Origin of the sequence: Pandoraea sp. NPDC087047 (genome assembly GCF_044745225.1) — a bacterium.
Taxonomy (GTDB): Bacteria; Pseudomonadota; Gammaproteobacteria; order Burkholderiales; family Burkholderiaceae; genus Pandoraea.
The window spans coordinates 1-22,832 of the sequence record NZ_JBIUZU010000016.1; the positions used below are offsets into that span (position 1 = coordinate 1).

Below are 22,832 nucleotides of genomic sequence, written 5' to 3' on the forward strand. Positions count from 1 at the left end.
CGCGGCGCGGCTTCCAAAGCGAAACCGATGATGCCCGCAGCCGCCATGCGCGCGTTGTTCTCGGCGTCGAACGGATTGAGCATGCCGACGACCACGGTGCCACGCGGGATCTGGGCGAGTTCGTCGGAGGAGGGGGCGCGGACCTTGAGCACGAGTTCGGCGCCGAGCGCGTCGGCGGCGTTGCTCAGTGTGGCGCCTGCGGCCGCGAAGGCGGCGTCGGGCACGCTGGCGGCGTCTCCCGCACCGTGTCCGACAATGACCTGATGTCCTGACGCCACCAGCTTTTTCACTGTCTCGGGCGTAGCCGCGACACGGGATTCACCGGCAAGCGTCTCGGCGGGAATGCCGATTTTCATTGCGTCTCTCCTTGGGGTTGTGAACTGATCTCATCAACGGCCAAGGCGCCGCAGCACGTACGCTGCCGGAACAGACGCATGACCTGTTTCGCCGCTGATGACATTAGTCCTGCACAAACCACTGCATACGAACTACTGCACAAACCGGTGATGCGGTACTGCACCTGCACATTGCACTTTGCTGGTGCTCGAAGCTTACCCGAAGATCAGGGTCTGTTCACCCTAATTCCGGGCACGTTCCCTTCGGGTAAACAGACCATGACGCGCCTATTGCGCGAAACGGCATAGGAGGATGTCCCAATCGTCATCGACGATCTGTCGGCCCCCGGGGACAACGGGCCACGAGGCCGACCGACCGGTCGGTTGCACCGTCGGCCCTTTCCCAGCGCCAAACCCCGTCAGACGGTAAAATGACGCTTTTATCGGGGCGGCCAAGGGTAATGGTCCCCGCGTCCCGCAAGGATGTGTCATGGATGCACGCTGGAAGCCCAACGTGACGGTTGCTGCGGTCGTCGAACGCGACGGCCGTTTTCTGTTTGTCGAGGAGCAAAAGCGAGCGGGCTTGCTAATCAACCAACCGGCCGGTCATCTGGAGCCGGGTGAGTCGATTCTCGACGCCGTACGCCGGGAAGTCCTCGAAGAGACGGCGCACACGTTCGAGCCGCTGCATCTCCTGGGCATCTATCTCGCGCCGGGGCCGGAAGACATCGCCTACCTGCGCTTTGCCTTCACGGGCACGCTGGGCGAATTAGATGCATCGCGCCCGCTCGACGACGGTATCGTCGGCACGCTCTGGCTCACGCCCGACGAAGTGCGCGCACAGCGCTCGCGACATCGCTCACTGATTCTGGAGCGCTGCATGGACGATTACCTGCGAGGGGTGCGTTACGACCTCGCCATACTTCAGACCCACCCGGCATTGACCGGCGGGCAAGGCAACACATGAGTCAAAAACGCGTAGTAGTCGGCATGTCGGGCGGCGTGGATTCGTCGGTCACGGCATGGCTGCTCAAACAACAAGGCTACGACGTCGTCGGTCTGTTCATGAAGAACTGGGAAGACGATGACGACAGCGAATACTGTTCGACCCGGCAGGACTGGATCGACGTGGTGTCGGTCGCCGATCTGATCGGCATCGACGTCGAGGCGGTGAACTTCGCCGCCGAGTACAAGGACCGTGTGTTCGCAGAATTCCTGCGAGAGTATTCGGCCGGGCGCACGCCCAACCCGGATGTTCTGTGCAACGCCGAGATCAAGTTCAAGGCGTTCCTCGATCACGCCGTGGCGCTGGGCGGCGAGACGATCGCCACCGGTCACTACGCCCGCGTGCGCGAGCGCGAAGGGCGTTTCGAGCTGCTCAAGGCGTTCGATCACACCAAGGATCAGAGCTACTTCCTGCACCGTCTGAACCAGACGCAACTCTCGCGCACGATGTTCCCGCTCGGCGAAATGCCGAAGACGAAGGTCCGCGAGATTGCCGCGCAGATCGGCCTGCCCAATGCGAAGAAAAAGGACTCGACAGGGATCTGCTTCATTGGCGAGCGGCCGTTCCGCGACTTCCTGAATCGCTATCTGCCGACCCAGCCGGGTCCGATGAAGACGCCGGACGGTGCGGTCGTGGGCGAGCATGTCGGGCTGGCGTTCTACACGCTGGGTCAGCGCAAGGGCATCGGTCTGGGCGGCAGCCGTGACGGCTCCGGCGAGCCGTGGTTCGTCGCCCGCAAGGACATGGCGAGCAACACGCTGTACGTGGTGCAAGGTCACGACCATCCGTGGCTGCTCTCGAACACGCTCGACGCCGAAGACCTGTCGTGGGTCGCAGGGGAGCCGCCGGCCGAGGGCACGCGCTGCGGTGCGAAGACCCGCTACCGTCAGGCCGACGCCGCCTGCGAAGTCGTGCACGCCGGCGCCGGCGCTCTCACGCTGTCGTTCTCCGACGCACAGTGGGCCGTCACGCCGGGTCAGTCGGCCGTGCTGTACGACGGCGAAGTCTGTCTGGGCGGCGGCATCATCGCGTCCACGACGCCTGCGCTCGCCGGTGATACCGACAAGCAGGCCGCCACAACGGCTGCCGTCTCGAAACACATCATCCTCAACACGCACAACGCGCACTGAAGCCACCGGCCCTTGCCGGGGGGACACCCGGCAAGGGCCGGTGAGTGTCCCCCCACAAAAGCAAGGAGGTTTCATGTTTTCGCGCCGATTTCTGGCTCTCTGGATCGCTGTAGCGTTGCTCGTCGCCGCGCTCGTGTTGGTGTTGGCTGACGGCTGGCATCCGTTCTGGCCGTTACCGTTTGCGGCGCTTGTCGTCCTCGGGGTTTGGGACATTGTCCAGCAGCGCCACGCGGTGCTGCGCAACTACCCGCTGTGGGGACATTTCCGGTTTCTGTTCGAATTCATCCGGCCGGAGATTCGCCAGTATTTCGTAGAAGACGACACCTCCGAGACGCCGTTCTCGCGCGCGCAGCGCAGCATCGTCTATCAGCGCGCCAAAGGCGACGTCGACAGCCGCCCGTTCGGCACCGAGCTCGACGTCAAGGCGACGGGCTACGAATGGATCGCCCATTCGCTCGCGCCCACCGTGCTGAAGGGTCACGACTTTCGCGTCACCATCGGGCCGGATCGCGCGCAGCCGTATTCGGCGTCGATCTTCAACATCTCCGCGATGAGTTTCGGGGCACTGTCGGCCAACGCGATCCGCGCCCTCAATCGCGGCGCGAAACTCGGCAACTTCATCCATGACACCGGTGAAGGCTCCATCTCGCCGCATCACCGGGAACAAGGCGGCGATCTGATATGGGAAGTGGCGTCGGGCTACTTCGGCTGCCGCAACGACGACGGCACGTTCAGCGCCGAGAAGTTCGCCGCGCAGGCCACAACGCCGCAGGTGAAGATGATCGAGGTGAAGCTCTCGCAAGGCGCGAAGCCGGGGCACGGCGGTGTGCTGCCTGCCGCGAAGATCACGCCGGAGATCTCCGCCACACGCGGGGTGCCGATGGGGCAGGACTGTATCTCGCCGTCGCGTCACAGCGAATTTTCGACGCCGCTGGGCCTGCTGCAATTCGTTGACCGGCTGCGCACGCTCTCGGGCGGCAAGCCGACCGGCTTCAAACTGTGCATTGGTCATCCGTGGGAGTTCTTCGGCATCGTGAAGGCGATGCTCGAGAGCGGCATCCTGCCCGACTTCATTGTCGTGGACGGCTCGGAAGGGGGCACCGGCGCCGCACCGCTGGAGTTCACGGATCACGTGGGTGCACCGTTGCAGGAAGGGCTGCTGCTCGTGCATAACACGCTCGTCGGTGCGGGGTTGCGCGACAAGATTCGCATTGGCGCGTCGGGCAAGATCGTTACGGCGTTCGATATCGCTCGCACGCTCGCGATCGGTGCCGACTGGTGCAATTCGGCGCGCGGCTTCATGTTCGCCATCGGCTGCATTCAGTCGCAGAAGTGCCATACGGATCGCTGCCCGACAGGTGTGGCGACGCAGGACACGTTGCGTCAGCGGGCGCTCGTGGTGCCGGACAAGGCGCAGCGCGTTCATCAGTTCCACTCGCATACGTTGCACGCGTTGCAGGAGTTGATTCAGGCGGCGGGGCTGTCGCATCCGTCGGACCTGCGCGCGCATCACATCGTCGAGCGCGTGTCGTCCAATGAGATTCGTCTCATGTCGGAGTCACTCAAGTATCTGGAGCCGGGCGATTTGTTGCGCGGTCAGTTCCGTTATCAGCTATACGAAAAATACTGGCCGATGGCACGCGCCGACAGTTTCGCTGCCGCGCAAGCCGCCTGAGGCAATTGCGGTAAGTTTGTCTCGTCAAAGAAAACCCGACGCCATCGTGCGTCGGGTTTTTTGTGTTTATCGAAAGTTTTCTTCCCAAAAGCCAAAAGTGCGGGGGGCTGCGACCCACATTAAGGTTTCCACCGGATGATGCTCGCGCGCGTACTCGCCTATCGTGTGTGCTTCGACTTTGTCATCCCGCCGACGGATTGTCGCCAGAGGAGGAGCTTATGAGTACGGTTCGATTTTTGATCAGCCGCCACGACGTCAAACTCAATGTGAGCGGTCTTGTCCACACGTTGCCTGCGGGCAGCATGACTGCCACCAGTTCGGATGCGACGATCGATGCCCCAGGGCCGGTGGTGTCGCATGACTTTCACGCTTGCGATTTGCAGGCGCTGTATCCGGATGTCGTCGATCTGCTCGATCGGCGTCCGCTTGGCGTCTTTCACCGGCAGGCGGCTCGCACGCTGATTCTCGAGCCGAGCATGGTGGATGTGGCCATGACGTTGCAGAACGTCGACCACATGGCGATGCTGCGGTTCTTCTACGTCTACTGTCTGTGCCGGGACCAGCGTTATTTCTCGGCGATGTTGCGCCAGACGATTGCGGGCAGCCACTCGCTGTTCGATTTCGTCGAAGCGAATTTCCATCGGCCGTGGCCGGTGGGACGCCTCGCGGAAGAGTTCGGTATGCCGCTGCGCAAATTCCGTTATCTGTTCCAGCAGACGTACGGTATGCCTGCCAAGCAATGGCTGCTCGAGCGACGGCTGCGGCTCGCGCGCGATCTGCTGCTCTCGACGCGTCACAAGGTGCTCGATATCGCGCTGGAGTGCGGTTTCACCAATCACGCGCATTTCACCGACACGTTCCGCAAGCGCTTCGATTGCGCGCCGACGGAGATTCGTCTTGGCACGCCGCCGCAACGCGGTGGACGTCGTGTGGCGATGCCGCGTGCCGACGCTTACGCCGCCATGCGCGCCGATCTGGTCGCAGGGCACGGTGCGGTGACGGATGGGGGCGTGATATGAACGTCGAAGAGATCCATCGCGGCATGTCGGAGGGCGTGCGCAGCATGTCGGATGAAGCGACGCAGGCGGTTCGCGCGCGGGAAGTCAACGATCCCCGGCAGATGCTCGATGTGCAGTTCAAGTTGCAGCAGTTCTCCACGATGGTCGGTCTGCACAGCGCGACGATCAAGCTCATCAAGGATACGCTGATGGGCATCATCGCCAAGATTGCATGATGGCCGTGTCACCGCTCGCGGCATCGTCTGTGCCGTCATCTGAACCATCTGCGCCACACGAGATCGTCACGCCATGGCTGGATGCCACGGTCCGTCAGCACGTCATCTCGCTGGCGCTCGCCGGGGCGCACCAGGGCATGAAGACGGAAGTTCGCGCGATTTTGCGCGCACTGCCGTCGCTCGTGCCGGATGCAGAAGTGCGCGAGTGCCTGCATGTGGCGCTGCTCCTCGCGCTCGGCGATACCGATGCCGCGCGTGTTCGTCTGGCCCGGGTGTCCGCTTCCGGGCAGGGCGACGGGGCGGCTACAGCGACTAACGCGACTAACGCGCTCACTCACTGGCTCCATGCGGCGCAAGCGTGCCGCTCGACAGCGGCTTCGGCGTCATCCTCGCAGGCGTGCTCTGTCTCCTCCACCTCGTTCTCATCTCCCATTTCTTCGTTATGACGACTCTCTCGATCGCAGACGTTGTCGCGCAAGCGCCCTCCACCGAGGTGCCGGCGAAAGCCGCCCCGGTTTGGATGACCTCAGTGGCAGAGACCTCCGTCACGCAAACCGACGCGGCACGTTTCGAACAGGCGCTCGCCAGTGCGCCGTCGTTGCCGGAACATCATCTGTTAAGCGCCGCAGGAAAACTCGCGGGCAACACGGAACATCTCGCACAGCGGGTGACGATGGATGAGCGCATGCTCGACGATCCGGTCCGCATGCTCGCCGCGCAGCGCGAGATCACCGAGCGTGTGCTCGCGCTTGAGTTCGTCGCGAAGGCGACCGGCGCGGCAACGCAAGGCGTCAACAAGCTGGTTCACATGCAATGACGCAAGCTGTCCCCTTTGCCGGCTTCGTCGCGCGTCTCCAAAAAGGTTGTGCCCGCGCCCGGGGTTTGCTCGTCTGCACGCTCTTGCTGGCACTCACCGCCTGCAAGGTCGAGTTGCATCGCGCATTGAGCGAGACGGAAGCCAATCAGATGCTCGCGTTGCTGCTCGTCTCCGGACTTCAGGCAGACAAGCGCGCCGACGCCAACGGCATGACGGTTCGCATCGAGCGCAACGATTTCGTGCGTGGCGTCGAAGTGCTGCGTCAGCATGGCTTGCCGCGCCAGAAACGCGCGTCGGTCGAAGACGTCTTCCCGGCGGGTCAACTCGTAAGCTCGCCCTTGCAGGAGCAGGCGAAACTCATCTTCCTCAAGGAACAGCGTCTGGAGCGCATGCTCGCGGCGCTCGACGGCGTGATGGTGGCCGAAGTCTCCATCGCACAGGTGCCCACGGATACGTCCGGACGCACCACGCTGCCTCCAGGCGTTGCCGTCTTCGTGAAGTACAGCCCCGAGGTCAATATGACCCAGCGCATGACCGACATCCGCAGTCTGGTGCACGACAGCGTGCCGGGCGTGTCGCCCGAGCGCATCAGCATCGTGTTGCAGCCGGCGGATTATCGATTGCCGCGGGCCGCTATCGGGACGTCGGCATCGGCGGGGGCGAGCATTGACGGCGACGGTGCTGCGCGACGATGGCGTGCGCTGCTGGGCTGGGCGATGGTCGCGGTGGCGGGGATCGCGTTCGTGGTCGCTGGGGTGATGGCGTGGCGCCGGCGTGACACCTGGGTGGCTCGCTTGCGTGAGCGCGTATCGAGGGCGTCGTGAACGCGCACACGCAGCTCGCCAGCCTGATCTGGCAACCCGGCACGCATATGGACGCGGGGTGGTGGGAGGCGTTCGGGATGGCGGCGTGGCGGGCGTCCTATGAGCGGCATCCGGCGTGCCGGGCGCACGTCGACCGTCTCCTGATCGCGCGACGCGGATGGCCCGCCTCGGCGCTGGCCCCCGACTGTGTGCCCCCGCAGAGCGACACGGCGCGCGCGATGCTGCGGCTTGTGCGCAGTCTGCGCCGTGTGTCGCTGGCGCACGGCTTGCGCATGCTGGGCTGCCCGGACTATCTGCTGCTCGGAACGTACCGTCGCGCGCTGTCGCCATGGCTCGACGCGTGGCAATGCGATAGGTTGCTGCTCACGCGTCGCGACTGGCCCTCGCGCACCGCGTACGCGCCGGAGCAGATCGCCGACGCGGCACTGGCGCTCACCGGGGCGCGTCTCGACGCCGCGCCGGTCACATCGGCCGACGATGTGGCGACGGTGCGCGCGGCGGCGCGGATCTTGCTGCCACCGTCCGCAGAGGCCCGCGCGTTGCCTTTGCCCGACGGCACGCTCGTCGAGGACGATATTTGGCCGCGCCTCGTGGCGCTGGAGAAGATGCTATGTATGTCATCGACCTTGCATTGACGTCCATCGAAGCGATTGACGGCCCCGCTCCGGCGGGGCCGGTGATTTCCGGCGAAACGCTGACGCTGTTGCGCGAGCAGGCCGGCCGTCGCGCGCGCTGGATGGACGAGGCCAGGGCCGAGCGAGACGCCGCGCTGGCCGAGCGTGAGCAGGCCCGGCGCGAGGTCGAAGCGCTGCGCCACGCGTGGCAGGCGGCGGCGCAGGAACGGGCTCAGGAAGAGGCGGCGGCGCTGGCGGAAACGGCGCGGCAAGCGGCCGTCGTGCAGACGGTGGAATGGCTGGTCGACGAGGCGTCGATGGAGCGCGAGATCGTGCGCTCGCTGGAGCGTCGCGTGGCCGACGCCCTGACCGGTGCGCTATCGAATTTTGTCGGCTCGCTCGACACGGGCGAGCGTTTTGCACATCGCGTGGGACAGGCGTTGCCGGGACTCGTTCGGGAAGGCGCGCTCGTGCTGCGTGTGCCGCCTGCGCATTACGACGCCGTCGCCAATGCCTTGCGTCACGCCGACATCATGCTCCCGTGCTCGGCGGATGCCTCACTGAGCGCTCATCAGGCGCGCATCGAGAGCGAATGGGTCACGGTGTGCCTGGATCTCGACGCCGATCTGGCGGGGGTCATCGAGCGTTTGCGCGTGGCGCCGAATCTGGAGGTCGCCTATGGTTGAGCGTCTACCGGCGTCCCGCCCTTCCGGCATCCAATTGCCCCGGGAAAATCCGGCGCTCGAACGCATACTGGCGGACGAATGGCAGGCGCTCGAAGGCGATGGCAAATCGCCGCGTGGCACTTTTGCAGACCTGCCGGGCCACGTTGCGCTGGTCGAAGCCGCTATCGCGCAGAACGAGGAAGCGGCCTTTGCGGAGTCGCAGGAGAACCTGAGCTTCGCGCTCGGCGTGCGGTTCCGCCGAACGGGCGAGCGTGACGTGCGCGACGACAAGCAACGCGCGCGCGCCCTGTTCGAACAACAGATGCACCGGTTTGCGCGGGTCAACAGTGTGCAGTTCGAGACGCTGCGAGGCCAATTGCGCGATCTTCCTTTCGTCCCCGATCCCCATCAACTGATCCGCCAGACGCAAATGTCGGCGGGTCACGCGGCGTTGGTCGTTGCGGCCTGGCTGGCCGATGGGGGGCTCGATGTCGGGACGCGCTCGCGTTTGCGTCGCACGCTGGACGAATTGACGGCATCCGAGACGTGGGCCATCGAAGCGTTCGCGGCGCTCGAATGCGCTGACGGGAAATCTCCGGGAATGGGGCTGCTGCAACAACTCAAGTCGCTCTTCCGTCAGGCGCAGGGGGCACAGCGCTCGCTCACGCAATGGTTCGACGAATGCCGTCGTTTTTCGCAGCGTCGCGCGAGACTGCGTGCGCTCATGCAGGCACTCGGGCTGGAGTTGGGCGCCAATCAGGCCGATGCGGATACGCAACGCTTGTCCGCCGTCGTCGACGATCTTCGTCGCGTGGTCTTGTTCCTCACGTTGGAATCGGCTTGCGAGCAATCGGCGCTTGTCATGCGCACGGCAGGCTGTCGCGCGTTCGAGACGGACACGATGATCGCGCAGACGCTCACGTTGCTCGATCAGCCCTGGGCGAGCGCGGAATGGCTCGCACAGCGTGCGGCGTATCTGGGGGTGGCGACGGTCGATGCGCGTTACGCATTCGCACGAGAACTCACGCAACTGATCAAGTCGGCTCACGAAGGGTGTTTTCGCGACGAGACACAGCGCGAAGCTCTCGAAGAGGCGTTGGACGCCTGGCGTACCGACATCGCGTGTGAGGGCAACGCGCTCTGACGTCGCTGACTTCGTCAAATTGACTGGCGCATTTCGCATGCGCCAAGCGGTGCCGCAGACGACGCGCGCGACGCGAACGCGCGAGGCTCAGGCGCGCAGATGTTCCCGGCAGAGTTTGATCCGGTCGTAGAAATCAGTGAGTGCCTGGGCAAAAGGTTCTGCCTCCGCGGCCGCGCTCTCCCGGACTTGCGCGTGCAGAATCAGACGATTGTCACGTTCGCGTAATTGCACATGTCCCGTGACCGCCCATTCGGCGGGCTCAATCAGAAATTGCAGAAGTCGCTCGCTGTTCGCTCTGTGCAGCCGGGCGGCTTCGTCTGTCGCTACCACGGCGTGAATGCTGCACACCTGTCGGTCCACCGTCTCCACGATGATGCTGGGCGAAGCGTTGAACGTCAGTTCGATGGGCGAGTGGTTGTCGACGGCGTCGATCTTGCTTGGGTCGCAGCCGATCAACTTCAGAGCTTCGACGAGAGTTTGTGCTAGATCGTAACTGGGCATGGTAAGCGTGCAGAGTGGAGGAAGTCGGTGACGCGCCCCGTGCAAGCGTCATACGGCAGAGCCGGGAATGCGAGCCACGCGACCGGGGGACGATGCAGAAGGTTCCCACGATCGACCGACGCGGACTTTGGTCGCGCGAACCGCGTTGTCGCTTCTGCGCACGCGCGTGCTGTACTCCCAATCTCGTTCGGCGCCCCCGCACAAATCATCGCCGTCCGATCCGTGATTGCCTTTACGACGACCGTCCGTACGACGTGCCGTAGCAACGCGCGATACGTTCGAGAATCTCACCGGCGGCCTGAACGGCCTGCATCTGTGCCTGCACCTGCGTGTGCTGCGCGGGCGAGAGCGGTGTACGTAATGCCTTCTCCAGCGACTGACGCGCCGCATCGAGCTGCGCGCCGACATCGCGCGACACGGGGCCGGGTGCGGCCGCGAGCGCGTCTTCAATATGGGTCAGACGAATCGTCAAGCTGGGTCTCCGGTGTCAATGGCAGATAGAAGAGGCGGTCGTGCGCGCCGATCGACACGCCGTCCGGATGGATGGCAATGACTCGTGTGCCGCCCGGCAATCGAACCCCTTGCGCAAGACGCGTGCCGTCGGCGAGCGTGATCCGGGGCGCACCGGGCGCACCGCCGATGCTCACGAGCGGTGCGGAGAAGCCCGTCTCGCCCAGCGTCGGAATCGGTGGCGGCAGGGGCTCCATGCGCAAGGGCATGGCGTCTGCGGCGGTATTCCAGGCCTCCACGATGCCCTTCATCGATGCTTGCCGCCCTGTCGAGAGTGCGCCCGTGAGCCGCCATCCGTTGCGATCGCGGGAGATGTCGATGCCGCGTAGCTGACCTGCGTCGCGCAACGTTCTCACCAAACGCTCCAGGCTGTTGATCGTGCCCTCGGCCACGCGCCAGCCATGCGGCAGTGCAAGCGCGTCGAGTGCGTCGGACGCCGCCCGCCAGCGACCGTCGGCAACGAGCGGGCCGCCGATGAGGACGGTGCCGTCCGGCGTCACGCTCACTTGCGCGTTGACGAAGCCATGCAGACGCAACAGCGTACTCACCGACTGCATGGCGTTCTCCGGGCACCATGTCTCGTCGCTCAACACTTTCCCCAGCCAGCGAGCCTCGGCGCGCAGCCGGGCGCGTGTGTCGTTGTCGATGCAGCCGCCGGACAGTCGTACGGCGTCGCCGGCGGTCGTGAGCGAGACGCCGGGGGCGATGCGGGCGGCGAGGGTTTTCAGTGCGTCGGGCTGGGGCGGGCGGGAGATGACGTTCGCGGTCCCCGTTCGCCAGATCGCCACGCCCGCACCAGCGATGAACAGCGACAAGCCGGTCACGGCGAGCCACGCCGCGGGCGAGCGACGGCGGCCACGTTCACGCCGGGGGGCGCAACGTTCGGCCGTTGCAGCGGGCACGGGCCGTTCGGCCGCACTCGGCGTAGATGACGTAGAAGACGCCACAACACCCCGCGCCGGACGCTTCGGCATCGGCACGGGCGCGCTCTGGCTGCCATCGCTGAGCCATAGCCCCAGGCCTGCGAGATCGATCACCGTGTGAAGCGGGAGCGCGGGGGCATCGCAGACGCCGGCATCCGGACTAGAGGCGCTGTCACTTACCGGAGAAAGCGGTATCCCATCGACCCAGACGGACGTCGGCGTGAGCAGCCTGACAGCGTCGTCGTCGATGCTCAGCGTGACCTGACCGTCATGGTCGAGCGCCACGGCGATATCGGAATCGCCGTGGCCGAGGGTGAGCGTGCCGGACGGCAGCGGCATCGGGCGTCCGGCGAGCGGGCCGTCAAGGAGCGTCAGCGTGAGCATGGTCATGCGCTCGGGCCTGCAGACGGGATCGACGTTGAAGTCGCAGCCGCAGGCTCTGCCTTGATCAGAAACAGACGCATGACGCTGTCGTTGCGGTTGCTCGTCGAGCTGAACAAGCGGCCGATGAGCGGCAAATCGCCCAGCAAGGGAATCTTGCGTTCGTGTTCGTGTTGCGCGTCTTGCACGAAACCGCCCAGCAGCAGCGATTGTCCTGCCTGGAGCGTAGCCTGCGTCGAGATCGAAGAGTTGCGGATGGTGGGCACTTCGTTGCGAGCGTTACGCTCGCTGCGCACTTCACCGCCGTCCTCGATGTTGAGCGTCAGCATCACCTGTTCACGCGCCCCGTCCTGAGCGTCATTCGCATCGATCGGCACGAGCCGGGGCGTGACGCGCAGCAGCGATCCCGACGTCACGCTCTCCAGTTTTGCGACTTTCTCGCCGGACACTTTCGTATAGAAGGTGATGCTGCGATCGAGCACGGCCTGCATGTTGTCGAGCGTGACGATGGAGGGCCGCGATAGCACGCGGGCCTTGGAGTTGCGCTCCAGCGCGCTCAGATTGAGCATGAACTTGTTGGTGTCGCCAACGAGCGTGGTGAATGTGCCGCCGTCGCTCTCGCTCGTCTGGGCGTTGAGCGACACGCTGCCGAAGCCACCGAGCCTGGCGCTGCCGGAGATGTCGACGCCAAGCTCGGCGATGTCGCTGGCGTTCACGTCGATGATGGCCACCGAGATATCGACCAGACGCGGACGAATGTCGAGCTGCGCGATAAGGTCCGCGTAAATCGGCAGATTGCGGCGGCGCTCGCGCACGATAACCGCGTTGCGACGCGGATCGGCGGAAAAGCGCGGTGTGCCGGTGCGCGTGGCCGTGGCGAGGGCGAAATCGGTGGCCGTGCTGGTGCTGCCGGCCGATGTCGACGCACTGGTCGACGCACCGGTTGAGGCAGTGGCGACGAGCGGTCCCGCACCGAGAATCAAATCCTTCAGTACGCTGACCACGCCCGGGACCACGACTTCCTGCCCGCGATAAAAGTACCTTGTGTCGTCTGCCGTCGCGAATTTGAGGGGAAATATCTTGATGGTCTCTTCGCTCTCTTGCTGATCGCGGGCGTCTCGTTCGAGATATTCGGCGAGCATCGTCACCGTTTCGATGCAGGCGGGAACGCCTGCGATTTCGAGCGCACGTGTTGCCGGAATCGCCCGTGCCACGCAGTGTCGCGGGTGTAACACCCCGGCGTCGCGCAGATGGGCGAGCAGGTCGCCGGGCGACGCGTGACGTAGTGGCATGAGACGCCGCGCGGCCTCGCTGGACTTATAGACGTTCAGCGTCTGGCCGTTGAAGTACCACGAAAGCCGATAACGTTCCGAAAGTGCATCGAGGGTTGCCTGCGCATCGCCGGCAGGCAGCGTGCCGATGAAGCGGTCGTCGACTTGCGCACTGACTACCGTCGGAATGTCGTGATGCGCGCCGAAGTCGCGTAGCAGCTCCGCCAGTGGCGTGCCCGCGCTCTGAAAGACGAAGGGGCCGCCTCGCCAGAGCGGTGTGGACGGTGCGCTCGACGATGCGGACGGCGCGGCGATGGCCGGCGCGACACACAGGCATCCGGCCAGCAGCGTGAGCAAGCGCAGAAGGCGCCGAGGGCGCGCGGGCGAGAGAGTGCACCGCATGATCAGCAGCGTTGCATGGCTCGCAGCCGCCGGGCGGCGAGCGCTGCGCCGATGGCGTGCGCGTCGGTGCCCGATGCGAGCGGTGGAGCGCAGGGGGAAACCGTGGCGCACGCCGGCGATGCCCCGGGCGGTGGTCCGTCCGTTTGCGACGCCATCATGGCGCAGGCGAGCAACTGGCGGCGAAGCTGGGCTTCCACGCGCGCGGCGGATTCGTCGCCATCGAAACGGTGCACCCACCAGAGGACATCGTTCGCGACGTACAGATTGTCGTCGCGCAACTCGGCTTGCCCGGCCAGTGCGAGCGAGACACGCGTGAGCCAGCGTGAGAGCGCTGCGTCGGCGGGCTGTCGGTCGTCAAAGGCCGCTGCGAGCGGTTGCGCTGGCGACGCATGTCCGTCAGGCCATTGCACTGCCGTCGCGACGCAGTAGCCACCCGCGGCGGGACAGGTCCAGCCGCGATGGCCGTCGAGATCAATCGCGAGGCGTGCACCCTGTACGTCGCGCGGGGCAATCCAGTCGAGAGCGGCAAGCGCAAATGGCAAACGCATAGGTATCTGAAGGTGACAGCGCAAGCGCGCCGGGGACGAAGGACAGACAGGGGGCTCGGGGCGCATGCGGCATCAGGTGAAGCGGCGCGAAGACCTGGCGCCGTCCGGCCCGCTGAGCGAACAAGGACCGTCATTATCAAGCGCTGTGTCGTGAACACCATCGGGCACAGACCTGAAGTCGCTGACGTTACCGGCAATACGCGGCGTTTTCCTACGCCGTATGTCAGGCGAAAGCACAAGATTCGCCCGATTGGGCCGAAGTCGAAAGAAAGTGAACAAAAATCCGCATGAATGCTAACGACCAAATGTCCAGGAGCTACGAATGACAGGGTGTACCGGTGTCATCATTGTCGAGGACCATGAATTGCTGGCCGACGGGCTTTGCCGCCTGATCGAAGACGATCTCGGGTGGAGCGTGCTGGCCAGAGTCACGAACGGACTCGACGTGTACCGAGCCTGCGTCGTGCATCGGCCGGCGCTCCTTATGCTGGATCTGGGATTGCCTGGCATGGATGGCGTCGACGTGATCCGGCAGTGCGTTCAGCGCTGGCCGGAGTTGCGCGTCGTCGTTCACTCCGCGAGCGACGACGGCGAGCGCGCCCGCCAGTCGCTCGACGCCGGCGCCAGCGCCTTCGTGCTCAAGAGCAGTTCCCGGGAAACGCTGCTCAGCGCCGTGGGGTTCGCCATGCGCGGCGAGCGCTTCGTCGATCCGGCCGTGTTCGGCATCGTGCACGACCCGGGGGGAATGCCGTTCACACCAAGCCCGGGCGCCGTGGAACTCCCCGAGAAGCTGCTGACGTTGCGCGAGCGCCAGGTGCTCAAGCTGGTGGCGGAAGGGCAGCGCAATCGAGATATTGCCCAATTGCTGTCGATCAGTGTGAAGACGGTCGAGACGCATCGCCTGAACATGATGCGAAAACTCGACGCGCACAACGTTGCCGACATCGTGAACTGGGCGCATCGCCTGCGCATGATGCTGTGAGACTCGTCGTGCTTCGGCGCAGCGCCGGCGAAGCATTTCAGGTCTGCGCCGGATAGCCTCGGCCGATGCGTATGCGCGACCATGCCTGCTGCCGTTTTTCAGACCGTTCCCGTGTTCTGCGTTCACCGCACGCACCTTCCCAACGCAAGATCGCCGATGGACACCCAGACCCAACGTAAGCTCGAACAGCTTTTCGAATTGCTGGCGCTGCCGCCGCAACGCGTGACGCCGCGCATGCGCGTTGCGCTCGCGCCGTGCGTGCTGATGATCGAGGTCGATGCGCGCGGGGTGACGCTGGTGTTGACGCTGATCCATCGCGCCGCCCACGCGCAGCGGTGGTTGCCCTTGTTGTTGCAAACCTGTGCTCCCGAATGGAGTTTCGGCATTCCGGTGCGCGCCTGCGTAGCGCAGGGACGTCCGATGCTGATCGCCACACCGCCCGCGAACGCCGGCTCGCAAGTCATCGAATGGTCGTCGTGCCTGACCCGGATGCGCCGTCTGCTCGAGCGCATCGACGCGCAGCAACAACGGGAGGTTCGTTTGTGACGCACGTGTTGACGTGGCTTCGCGCTGCCGCAGGCCGCCAGGACATCGTGCTGGCGGCGTTGCTGCTGGTGACTGTCCTGATGATCATCATCCCGATGCCGCCATCGGTGATGGATCTGCTCATCGCGCTCAACCTCGGCTTGTCGCTGCTTCTCCTGATGGTCGCGCTGTACATCAACGAGCCGCTCGATTTCTCCGCCTTCCCTTCCGTCCTGCTGATGACGACGCTGTTCCGGCTCGGGCTCACGATCAGCACGAGCCGGCTGATTCTGCTGCATGCCGACGCGGGCGACATCGTGTACACCTTCGGCGACTTTGCGGCGGGCGGGAACATCGTCGTCGGCATGATCGTGTTTCTGATCATCACGATCGTCAACTTCATCGTGATCACGAAGGGCTCGGAGCGGGTCGCAGAGGTGGGCGCGCGCTTCTCGCTCGACGGCATGCCGGGCAAGCAGATGAGTATCGACGGCGATCTGCGTGCGGGCACCATCGATGCGGCCGAGGCGAAGCGTCTGCGTCGCGTTGTGCAAAAGGAGAGTCAGTTCTACGGCGCGATGGACGGGGCGATGAAATTCGTGAAGGGCGACGCCATCGCCGGGCTCGTCATCATCGTCGTGAACCTGCTGGGCGGCATCGGCGTTGGCGTGTTCATGCGCGGCATGAGCGCGGGCGACGCGGCGGCGATTTACGCCATTCTGTCTATCGGCGACGGGCTGGTGTCGCAGATTCCCGCACTGCTCATCTCCGTGACGGCGGGCATTATCGTGACGCGGGTGCCGGGGGAGCAGCGTCGCAATCTGGCGCGCGAATTGACCGATCAGCTCGCGGCTCAGCCGCGCTCGCTCACGCTCGCGGCGGTGGTGCTCGCGTTGTTCGGCTTGATTCCCGGCTTCCCGATGCATTACTTTCTGCTGCTCGCCGCACTGGCCGGTTGCGCCTCCTGGTGGGTGACGCGGCGCGCGCGCGACGGCGCGAGCGCTCAAGCCGCGGCAGACGCCGGCAGTTCAACCGCGAAGCCCGGCAAGCCCGGCGCGCAGCCATTGATGGCCAAAGTGAGCGCGACCCTGGTGGAGGCCGGCGGTGGCATGACGGCGTACACCGGGTGCATCGACGCGCTGCGCAATCAGAAGTTCGAGCAGTTCGGCGTGCCGATGCCGGAGGTGCAGGTCGTGGCCGACGCCGACTTGCCGGGCGGCACGCTCGACATCCAGCTCTATCACGAGAGCGTGATGACCATCGACGTTGCGCCCGACGCGGCATTGGCGCTGCACGACGCCGCGCACCCGATGCCCGTCCTGCGGGGGCTCGCCGCCGGGGCGCCGCGCGAGACTGCGTTGCCGTTTGGCGGGCAGACCCTCGTCTGGCTCGATGACGCACAGCGCGCCGAATGGCTGGCGCTCGGCGGCAAGGTGATCGAAGGTCCGGCGCGCGTGGCACATTGCGTCTCGCTCGTCATCGACGCGCATGCCGCCGATTTCATCGGCGTTCAGGAAGCGCGGTTCCTGATGGACGCCATGGAGGAGCGCTACGGCGAACTCGTCAAGGAATTGCAGCGTCAGTTGCCGATCAGCCGCACAGCCGAAGTGCTGCAACGACTGGTTGCCGAAGGGGTGTCGATTCGCGACCTGCGGCGCGTGTTCGAGGCGCTCATCGAATGGGCGCCGCGCGAGCGCGATCAGATCATGTTGGCGGAGTACGTGCGGATCAGTCTGCGTCGGCATATCACGCGCCGCTTTCGTCGCGGCACTGAACACATCACCGGATGGAACGTGGGGCGTGGCATCGAAGACACCGTGCGCGCTGCAGTGCGCCAGACGTCCTCCGGCTCCTACGCCGATCTGAATCCCGAGCAAACCGATGCGATCCTCAATGCCATCGACGGTGCGGTGAACGCCCACGACGGTACACCCGCCGTGCTCTTCACAGCGATGGACGTGCGTCGCTTTGTGCGCAAGCTGATCGAGCGCGAGCGTGCGGACTTGCCGGTGCTGTCGTTCCAGGAAGTGGCGGACGAGCCGCATGTGCGCGTGCTGGGCACCATCGACGTGCAGGGGGCCGCCTGAGATGCGCCGCCCGGACGCCACGCGCATTGCCAGCGGTCTGCGCCGCACGCTCGACGCGCAACGCAAGGCGTGCGACGACCTGCGCCGCGCGACGCGCCGCGAAGTCCGATACGGACGCATCGACAAGATCACGTCGAACGCCATGCGGGCGCAATTGCCCGGTGCCGCGCTCGGCGAGCAATGCCGTGTGCTGTCGCCCGAACTCGATGCCGAGGTCATTGCGGTCGAGGGACGGCACGTCTGGCTGGCCCCTTACGCCGAGCCGAATGGCGTGGCCAACGGCGCGCTGGTACAGGCGCTGGGTACTGCGTCGCGCGTGGCGGTCGGCGAGCATCTGATCGGCGAGGTGCTCGACGGACTCGGGCGTGCGCTGGTCCCCGGAACCTCGGTCAACGACACCCGGCCGCCAGACATCGAATGGCGTGCGCTGGATGCCGAGCCGCCGCCGGCCATGCGTCGAGCGCTGGTCTCCAACACGTTACCCATCGGCATTCGTGCCATTGACGGCATGCTGACGTGCGGACGCGGCCAGCGTCTTGGCATTTTCGCGGCGGCGGGCGGCGGTAAGAGCACATTGCTCGCGATGATGTGCCAGGGCGCGGATGCCGACGTGATCGTCCTCGCGCTGATCGGCGAGCGCGGCCGGGAGGTGCGCGAGTTTCTCGAACAGGCACTCACGCCTCAGGCGCGTGCGCGAACGGTCTGCGTGGTGGCGACCTCCGATCGTCCCGCACTGGAGCGGATGAAGGCCGCCTACACCGCGACGGCGATCGCCGAAGCGTTTCGCGACGAGGGCAAGGACGTGCTGCTGCTCATGGATTCGCTCACACGCTTCGGGCGCGCTGTGCGCGATATCGGCATGGCCGCGGGCGAGCCGCTCAACGCGACGAGCGGTCTGCCGCCGAGTTTCTATGCGCGTCTGCCACGGCTGCTGGAGCGGGCCGGCACGGGCGAGCGCGGCAGCATCACGGCGTTCTACACGGTGCTCGTCGAGGGCGACAACCTCGACGATCCGCTGGCCGACGAAGTGCGATCGATTGTCGACGGTCACATTGTGCTGTCGCGGCGTCTCGCGCAGGAGAACCACTATCCCGCCATCGATGTCGCGAAGAGCCTGTCGCGCGTGATGTCGCAAGTCGCCGGTGAGCGGCATGTCGAATGCGCGGCGCGCGTGAGACGCGCCATGGCGCTGGCGGCGGACGTCGAGCTGCTGGTTCGCGTTGGCGAATATCAGGCGGGCAACGATCCCGATACCGACGAGGCGCTCGCGCGAGCTCCCGACATCCGCGCATTTCTGTGTCAGGCACAGCACGACGTTGCGCCGTTCGACGACACCCTCGCATGGCTCGAACATCTCGCGAACTGAAGGATCGCGAGGGCATCGCGGCGCTGGCGGTGCTCGCGCGACGTCGCGAAGCGAGCCTGCGCGCGGCACTGGCACGTCTGACGGAGGCGGCGCGCGAGGCCGACGCCGAAGTCGTCGCCAGCGAGCGCGCGTGCGAGGCGCAGCGTCACGCGTGGCAGGACGCCTTGCTGCGTGGCGGTGTCTACGGGCAGCGCGAAGCCGACGGGGCGTCGCGCGCCGTGGAGGCGCAGCGCGCCGCCCTCGGTGAGGCGCAGGCCCGGCACGGCAGCGCGCTCGCCCGCGCGAAGCAGGCCGAGGCGAATTTGCGAGCGCAACGCGAACATCTTCAGGCAAACGCACGCAAGCAAGAGAAATTGCGCGAACTGCTGAGGCTTTACCGCAGTTGAATCCGAGCAGGCTTCCCAACCATCGCCATCACGAGGAATTCACGATGAGTACCATTCACCGCAGCGGCCTGTCCATCGACGTTTTCGCCAGCCTGTCCGACCGAACCACATCGCATCGGGGGGAAACGTCAACAGGTCAGCTTAGACGGCATGGCGACAAGGGGGATACGGGCGGCAAAGGCGGGAAGGGCGACAGGGGCGAACGGACGTTTTCGCTGATGTCCGAGCCCGCCGCCTGCGTGAGCGGACCGGCCGACGTGCTGCGTTGGCTGCGTGTCTGGCACGCGCGTCAGGATGCCAACTGGGATGGGGCAAGCGCGCTGCGCGTCATCGTGCATGGCGGTGCGCTCGATACGCTGGTCGTCGAAGCCCGGCGCGGGCGGCAGGGCATCACGGTGAGTCTGCTGTGCATTCAGCTCGCGATGTACCGGCGTCTGCTCGCGCATCGGGGGCCCCTCTCCCGGACGCTGACGTCGCGCCTCGCCTTGCCCGTCACGATCGAAGTCGAGGCGCGCTATGTCCCATGAGTGTTATGCATCGAATGCCCAGGCGCTGAGGACCGTTGTCGACAGTCCCCTTGACGATCTGCTCGCAGGCGCCGGTTGCGTGACGTTCATCGAGGACGACACGCAAGTGCGCGTCGGCTGGCTTCACGCGGGAGGCGACGGCCTTATCGTGACGGCGCATGTCGACGAAGGCGTGGCGGGCCGCACGCGCTTCTGGTGCGACGCCCAGCAATGGTCGGACTGGCTTGCACCGAGCTTGCCGGTGCCGTCGTGGGACACATTGCCGCCCGCATGGCAGGCGAGCGCTGCGTCGCTCACGCTGGCCACGGGACGCATGAGCGGTGACCCCATGGAGGCGCCGGCACCGCTCGCCTCATGGCCGCAGGGCATGGCCATCGCCCGTGAGCCCGTGGAGACGGCATGGCGCGTTGGCATAGTGCTGGTGCGTGATGACAGACGCCTCGCGTTGCAGTATCTCGACGGCGCGACTTCGTGGTTACGCGAGCGCTGCCAGCAGGCGACGCCCGGTGACGTGCCGCTCGACCCTGCGGGGCTGCCCGAGCGACGTTGCCCGCTGGTCGCGGGATGGGCCGAATTGCCCGCCGCGCTGTGCGATAGCCAGCTCGACGGCGGTGCGGTGCTGCTCGACGTTGCCGCGGATGTTCGCTCGGGCGAGTACTGGTTGCTGGACGGCGAGCACGCGATTGCCATGCGCGATGGCCAGCCCGCGGGACGTCGCGTCGTTACGCTGGAGCGCCGTGCCTCGGGCGGGCATGAGGACGCGAATGCGCACCCCCCACCGACATGCACCCGCCTGTTCGCGGTCATCGCCGAAGGGCGAATTCCCATTCCTTGGTTGATGGCCTGGCGCGCGGGCCACCCCGCCGGACACCCCGCAGCGACAGCGAATGCACTGGCCGCCGATCGCATCACTCTCTGGCGCGACGGCGCCCCGTGGGCGAGCGGGCGTTTGCTGAGTTTCGGCGACGGATGCCTCGCGGTGCAAATCGATGGCACGCCGGCAAGTCCCGACGCCCCCGTCGACGAGATTTCGGGTGGTGACCCGATGGGCGTGCATTCCGCGACGACCTAACATCCTCTGGCATTTGCACCACCTCGCCGTGCGTTCGCACGGCGATCCCTTCTGACGGCTTCGTCCGGTTTCCATCCATTTCGTCAGCGCTGACCGGCAATCAAGGACCGCAGCCTGCGGCGCTCATTGGAGTTCGTATGTCCCTGCTCGACCACCCGATGCAGCTCGTCGTACTGCTGTCGCTGCTATCGATCATGCCGTTGCTGGTGGTGCTGGGGACCGCGTTTCTGAAACTCGCCGTGGTGTTCGCGCTGCTTCGTAATGCGCTGGGCACGCAGCAGATTCCGCCCAACATCGCCATCTACGGCCTGTCGCTCGTGCTGACCTGCTTCATCATGGCGCCGGTCGCGTTCGACATCGAGGACAACCTTGAGAAGCGTCCCGTGTCGCTGTCGTCGAAGAGCTTCGTGGCCGATGTCGACGCGAGTGTGCTCTCTCCCTATCGCGCATTCCTCGTTCGTCACACCGACGCGAGACAACGCGACTTCTTCGCCGGTCTGGGCGGCGAGATGTGGCCCGAGGCCCATCGGGACCGGCTCGGCGCCGATTCCCTGCTCGTCCTGATGCCGGCCTTTGCGATGAGCCAGTTGGCCGAGGCATTCAAGATCGGTCTGCTGCTGTATCTGCCGTTCGTCGTGATCGATCTGGTGATTTCGAACATTCTGCTCGCGATGGGGATGATGATGGTCTCGCCCATGACCATTGCGCTGCCGTTCAAGCTGCTGATCTTCGTGATGATGAACGGTTGGGAGCAACTGGTGCGCCAGTTGATGCTCTCGTACGCATGACAACGCATGGAGCCCACCGATGAGTGAAGCCATCGTCGTCAATCTCACGAGCGAAATGCTCTGGCTCACCCTGTTGATGTCGCTGCCGACAGTCGTGGTGGCGTCCGCCGTGGGGGTGCTGGTCTCCCTCGTGCAGGCGCTCACGCAGGTGCAGGACCAGACCGTGCAGTTCCTCATCAAACTCATTGCCGTATCGATCACGCTCGCCGCGAGCTACGCGTGGATGGGGCATGTGCTGCTCAACTACGCGAACGGTGCGTTCGAGCAGATCAGCCGGATGGGATGAGCGGCATGACGTCCTCCTTCGACTCGCTGCTCTCGCCGCTGTGGGCCGACCTGTTCGGGTGGGTGTTGGCATGGGGCGTTGCGATGCTGCGTCCGCTGGGCATTGCCATGCTCTTGCCCGTGCTCTCCGTCGGCATGCTTGGCGCGGGCCTGTTGCGCAATGCGATGGTGCTCGCCCTGGCGTTGCCGGTCGTGGCTCTCGTGCACGCCACACCGGACATGCCGTCGCAATGGGGCGGCTGGGCGCTGCTGATTCTGAGCGAACTCTTCATCGGCGGCCTGCTGGGATTCGTGGCGGCGCTGCCGTTCTGGGCCGTGGACATGACGGGCTACGTGATCGACACGATGCGCGGTGCGTCCATGGCGAGCGTGCTCAACCCGCTCATGAGCGCGCAATCGTCGGTCTTCGGCATTGCGCTCACGCAGATGCTCTGCGTGCTCTTCTTCGTCACACCGGCCGCGCACGCGCTGCTCACGGCGTTGTACGCCTCCTACACCACGCTGCCCATCGGCGGACAGTGGCGATGGGACGACGCCGCGCTGGCGTGGCTGTTGTCGCTCTGGCAGGCGATGCAGGTCATGTGCGTGGCGGTGGCGTTGCCCGCCATGGTTGTGATGGTGCTCGTTGATATGTCGATGGGCTTCATCAATCGCGCGGCGCAGCAGCTCAACGTGTTCTTTCTCGCCATGCCGGTGAAAAGTGCGATGGCGTTGCTGGTCACGGTGGCGAGCCTGCCGTTCGCCGTTGCCGTGCCGCTGGCCGGCTGGTACCGCCTGCCCGACGTGTTTCGTGCGTGGGCGGCGCTGGCGCTGCCGGTACCCGCATCGTGAGGC

The 22,832-nt window shown here is 65.4% G+C and carries 26 protein-coding genes and 1 pseudogene; 21 read left to right on the forward strand and 6 right to left on the reverse strand.

Going from position 1 to position 22,832, the window contains the following annotated elements:
- Positions 1–356, reverse strand: a pseudogene (locus ACIPHM_RS23090) (NAD(P)(+) transhydrogenase (Re/Si-specific) subunit alpha); the annotation flags it as partial.
- 469 nt (positions 357–825) lie between these two features.
- On the opposite strand from ACIPHM_RS23090, the gene ACIPHM_RS23095 reads away from it, so the two are divergent.
- From ACIPHM_RS23095 to ACIPHM_RS23145, 11 genes are all read left to right on the forward strand, one after another.
- On the forward strand, positions 826–1,302 hold the full coding sequence (locus ACIPHM_RS23095) for an NUDIX hydrolase (RefSeq protein WP_400333580.1): 477 nt from the start codon (positions 826–828) through the stop codon (positions 1,300–1,302).
- Complete coding sequence (mnmA, locus tag ACIPHM_RS23100) at positions 1,299–2,471, forward strand: tRNA 2-thiouridine(34) synthase MnmA (protein ID WP_400333582.1); 1,173 nt, start codon at positions 1,299–1,301, stop codon at positions 2,469–2,471. Before ACIPHM_RS23095 ends, mnmA begins: the two co-directional genes overlap by 4 nt.
- A gap of 73 nt (positions 2,472–2,544) precedes the next feature.
- The gene (locus ACIPHM_RS23105) at positions 2,545–4,146 is read left to right on the forward strand and encodes an FMN-binding glutamate synthase family protein (protein WP_400333584.1); all 1,602 of its coding nucleotides are present in this window, start codon (positions 2,545–2,547) and stop codon (positions 4,144–4,146) included.
- A gap of 218 nt (positions 4,147–4,364) precedes the next feature.
- Positions 4,365–5,165, forward strand: a complete 801-nt coding sequence (locus tag ACIPHM_RS23110; RefSeq protein ID WP_400333587.1) for a helix-turn-helix transcriptional regulator — start codon at positions 4,365–4,367, stop codon at positions 5,163–5,165.
- Entirely contained in the window at positions 5,162–5,380 is a 219-nt protein-coding gene (gene sctF / locus ACIPHM_RS23115) for a type III secretion system needle filament subunit SctF (protein ID WP_400333590.1), read from the forward strand. The genes ACIPHM_RS23110 and sctF overlap by 4 nt, the downstream gene beginning before the upstream one ends.
- The gene (locus tag ACIPHM_RS23120) at positions 5,377–5,826 is read left to right on the forward strand and encodes a DUF1039 domain-containing protein (RefSeq protein ID WP_400333592.1); all 450 of its coding nucleotides are present in this window, start codon (positions 5,377–5,379) and stop codon (positions 5,824–5,826) included. Before sctF ends, ACIPHM_RS23120 begins: the two co-directional genes overlap by 4 nt.
- Positions 5,827–5,909: 83 nt before the next feature.
- Positions 5,910–6,197 (forward strand): type III secretion system inner rod subunit SctI, encoded by a 288-nt coding sequence (gene sctI / locus ACIPHM_RS23125; protein WP_400333594.1) that lies wholly within the window; start codon positions 5,910–5,912, stop codon positions 6,195–6,197.
- Positions 6,194–7,021: a type III secretion system inner membrane ring lipoprotein SctJ gene (gene sctJ / locus ACIPHM_RS23130; RefSeq protein ID WP_400333596.1), complete on the forward strand. Its 828-nt coding sequence runs from the start codon at positions 6,194–6,196 to the stop codon at positions 7,019–7,021. The genes sctI and sctJ overlap by 4 nt, the downstream gene beginning before the upstream one ends.
- Positions 7,018–7,656: a type III secretion system domain-containing protein gene (locus ACIPHM_RS23135; protein ID WP_400333599.1), complete on the forward strand. Its 639-nt coding sequence runs from the start codon at positions 7,018–7,020 to the stop codon at positions 7,654–7,656. Before sctJ ends, ACIPHM_RS23135 begins: the two co-directional genes overlap by 4 nt.
- Positions 7,632–8,321 carry a hypothetical protein gene (locus tag ACIPHM_RS23140; RefSeq protein ID WP_400333601.1) on the forward strand — a complete coding sequence of 230 codons (690 nt, stop codon included), beginning with the start codon at positions 7,632–7,634 and terminating at the stop codon, positions 8,319–8,321. Before ACIPHM_RS23135 ends, ACIPHM_RS23140 begins: the two co-directional genes overlap by 25 nt.
- Positions 8,314–9,444: a TyeA family type III secretion system gatekeeper subunit gene (locus ACIPHM_RS23145; protein ID WP_400333604.1), complete on the forward strand. Its 1,131-nt coding sequence runs from the start codon at positions 8,314–8,316 to the stop codon at positions 9,442–9,444. Before ACIPHM_RS23140 ends, ACIPHM_RS23145 begins: the two co-directional genes overlap by 8 nt.
- An 87-nt stretch (positions 9,445–9,531) precedes the next feature.
- Here the strand turns inward: ACIPHM_RS23145 and ACIPHM_RS23150 are convergent, their stop codons facing one another.
- From ACIPHM_RS23150 to ACIPHM_RS23170, 5 genes are all read right to left on the reverse strand, one after another.
- The gene (locus ACIPHM_RS23150; protein ID WP_400333606.1) at positions 9,532–9,945 is read right to left on the reverse strand and encodes a hypothetical protein; all 414 of its coding nucleotides are present in this window, start codon (positions 9,943–9,945) and stop codon (positions 9,532–9,534) included.
- A 232-nt stretch (positions 9,946–10,177) separates the two neighbouring features.
- Positions 10,178–10,417 (reverse strand): EscE/YscE/SsaE family type III secretion system needle protein co-chaperone, encoded by a 240-nt coding sequence (locus ACIPHM_RS23155; protein WP_400333609.1) that lies wholly within the window; start codon positions 10,415–10,417, stop codon positions 10,178–10,180.
- On the reverse strand, positions 10,392–11,768 hold the full coding sequence (gene sctD, locus ACIPHM_RS23160; RefSeq protein ID WP_400333612.1) for a type III secretion system inner membrane ring subunit SctD: 1,377 nt from the start codon (positions 11,766–11,768) through the stop codon (positions 10,392–10,394). The genes ACIPHM_RS23155 and sctD overlap by 26 nt, the downstream gene beginning before the upstream one ends.
- The gene (locus tag ACIPHM_RS23165; protein WP_400333614.1) at positions 11,765–13,387 is read right to left on the reverse strand and encodes an EscC/YscC/HrcC family type III secretion system outer membrane ring protein; all 1,623 of its coding nucleotides are present in this window, start codon (positions 13,385–13,387) and stop codon (positions 11,765–11,767) included. Before ACIPHM_RS23165 ends, sctD begins: the two co-directional genes overlap by 4 nt.
- A 47-nt stretch (positions 13,388–13,434) precedes the next feature.
- Entirely contained in the window at positions 13,435–13,980 is a 546-nt protein-coding gene (locus tag ACIPHM_RS23170) for a hypothetical protein (protein ID WP_400333617.1), read from the reverse strand.
- A gap of 322 nt (positions 13,981–14,302) precedes the next feature.
- On the opposite strand from ACIPHM_RS23170, the gene ACIPHM_RS23175 reads away from it, so the two are divergent.
- From ACIPHM_RS23175 to sctT, 10 genes are all read left to right on the forward strand, one after another.
- On the forward strand, positions 14,303–14,962 hold the full coding sequence (locus ACIPHM_RS23175; protein ID WP_400333620.1) for a two component system response regulator: 660 nt from the start codon (positions 14,303–14,305) through the stop codon (positions 14,960–14,962).
- 156 nt (positions 14,963–15,118) lie between these two features.
- Positions 15,119–15,508, forward strand: a complete 390-nt coding sequence (locus ACIPHM_RS23180; RefSeq protein ID WP_400333623.1) for a hypothetical protein — start codon at positions 15,119–15,121, stop codon at positions 15,506–15,508.
- Positions 15,505–17,574 carry a type III secretion system export apparatus subunit SctV gene (gene sctV, locus ACIPHM_RS23185; RefSeq protein ID WP_400333626.1) on the forward strand — a complete coding sequence of 690 codons (2,070 nt, stop codon included), beginning with the start codon at positions 15,505–15,507 and terminating at the stop codon, positions 17,572–17,574. Before ACIPHM_RS23180 ends, sctV begins: the two co-directional genes overlap by 4 nt.
- A gap of 1 nt (position 17,575) precedes the next feature.
- On the forward strand, positions 17,576–18,940 hold the full coding sequence (locus tag ACIPHM_RS23190) for a FliI/YscN family ATPase (protein ID WP_400333628.1): 1,365 nt from the start codon (positions 17,576–17,578) through the stop codon (positions 18,938–18,940).
- Positions 18,916–19,326: a hypothetical protein gene (locus tag ACIPHM_RS23195; protein WP_400333630.1), complete on the forward strand. Its 411-nt coding sequence runs from the start codon at positions 18,916–18,918 to the stop codon at positions 19,324–19,326. Before ACIPHM_RS23190 ends, ACIPHM_RS23195 begins: the two co-directional genes overlap by 25 nt.
- A 44-nt stretch (positions 19,327–19,370) precedes the next feature.
- The gene (locus ACIPHM_RS23200; protein WP_400333633.1) at positions 19,371–19,853 is read left to right on the forward strand and encodes a hypothetical protein; all 483 of its coding nucleotides are present in this window, start codon (positions 19,371–19,373) and stop codon (positions 19,851–19,853) included.
- Positions 19,843–20,925, forward strand: a complete 1,083-nt coding sequence (locus ACIPHM_RS23205) for a hypothetical protein (RefSeq protein ID WP_400333635.1) — start codon at positions 19,843–19,845, stop codon at positions 20,923–20,925. The genes ACIPHM_RS23200 and ACIPHM_RS23205 overlap by 11 nt, the downstream gene beginning before the upstream one ends.
- A 137-nt stretch (positions 20,926–21,062) precedes the next feature.
- On the forward strand, positions 21,063–21,713 hold the full coding sequence (gene sctR / locus ACIPHM_RS23210; protein WP_400333637.1) for a type III secretion system export apparatus subunit SctR: 651 nt from the start codon (positions 21,063–21,065) through the stop codon (positions 21,711–21,713).
- Positions 21,714–21,732: 19 nt separating this feature from the next.
- A complete protein-coding gene (sctS, locus tag ACIPHM_RS23215) occupies positions 21,733–21,999 on the forward strand; it encodes a type III secretion system export apparatus subunit SctS (protein ID WP_400333640.1) in 267 nt (88 codons plus the stop codon).
- A gap of 5 nt (positions 22,000–22,004) precedes the next feature.
- Complete coding sequence (gene sctT / locus ACIPHM_RS23220) at positions 22,005–22,829, forward strand: type III secretion system export apparatus subunit SctT (protein ID WP_400333642.1); 825 nt, start codon at positions 22,005–22,007, stop codon at positions 22,827–22,829.
- Positions 22,830–22,832: the final 3 nt, after the last annotated feature.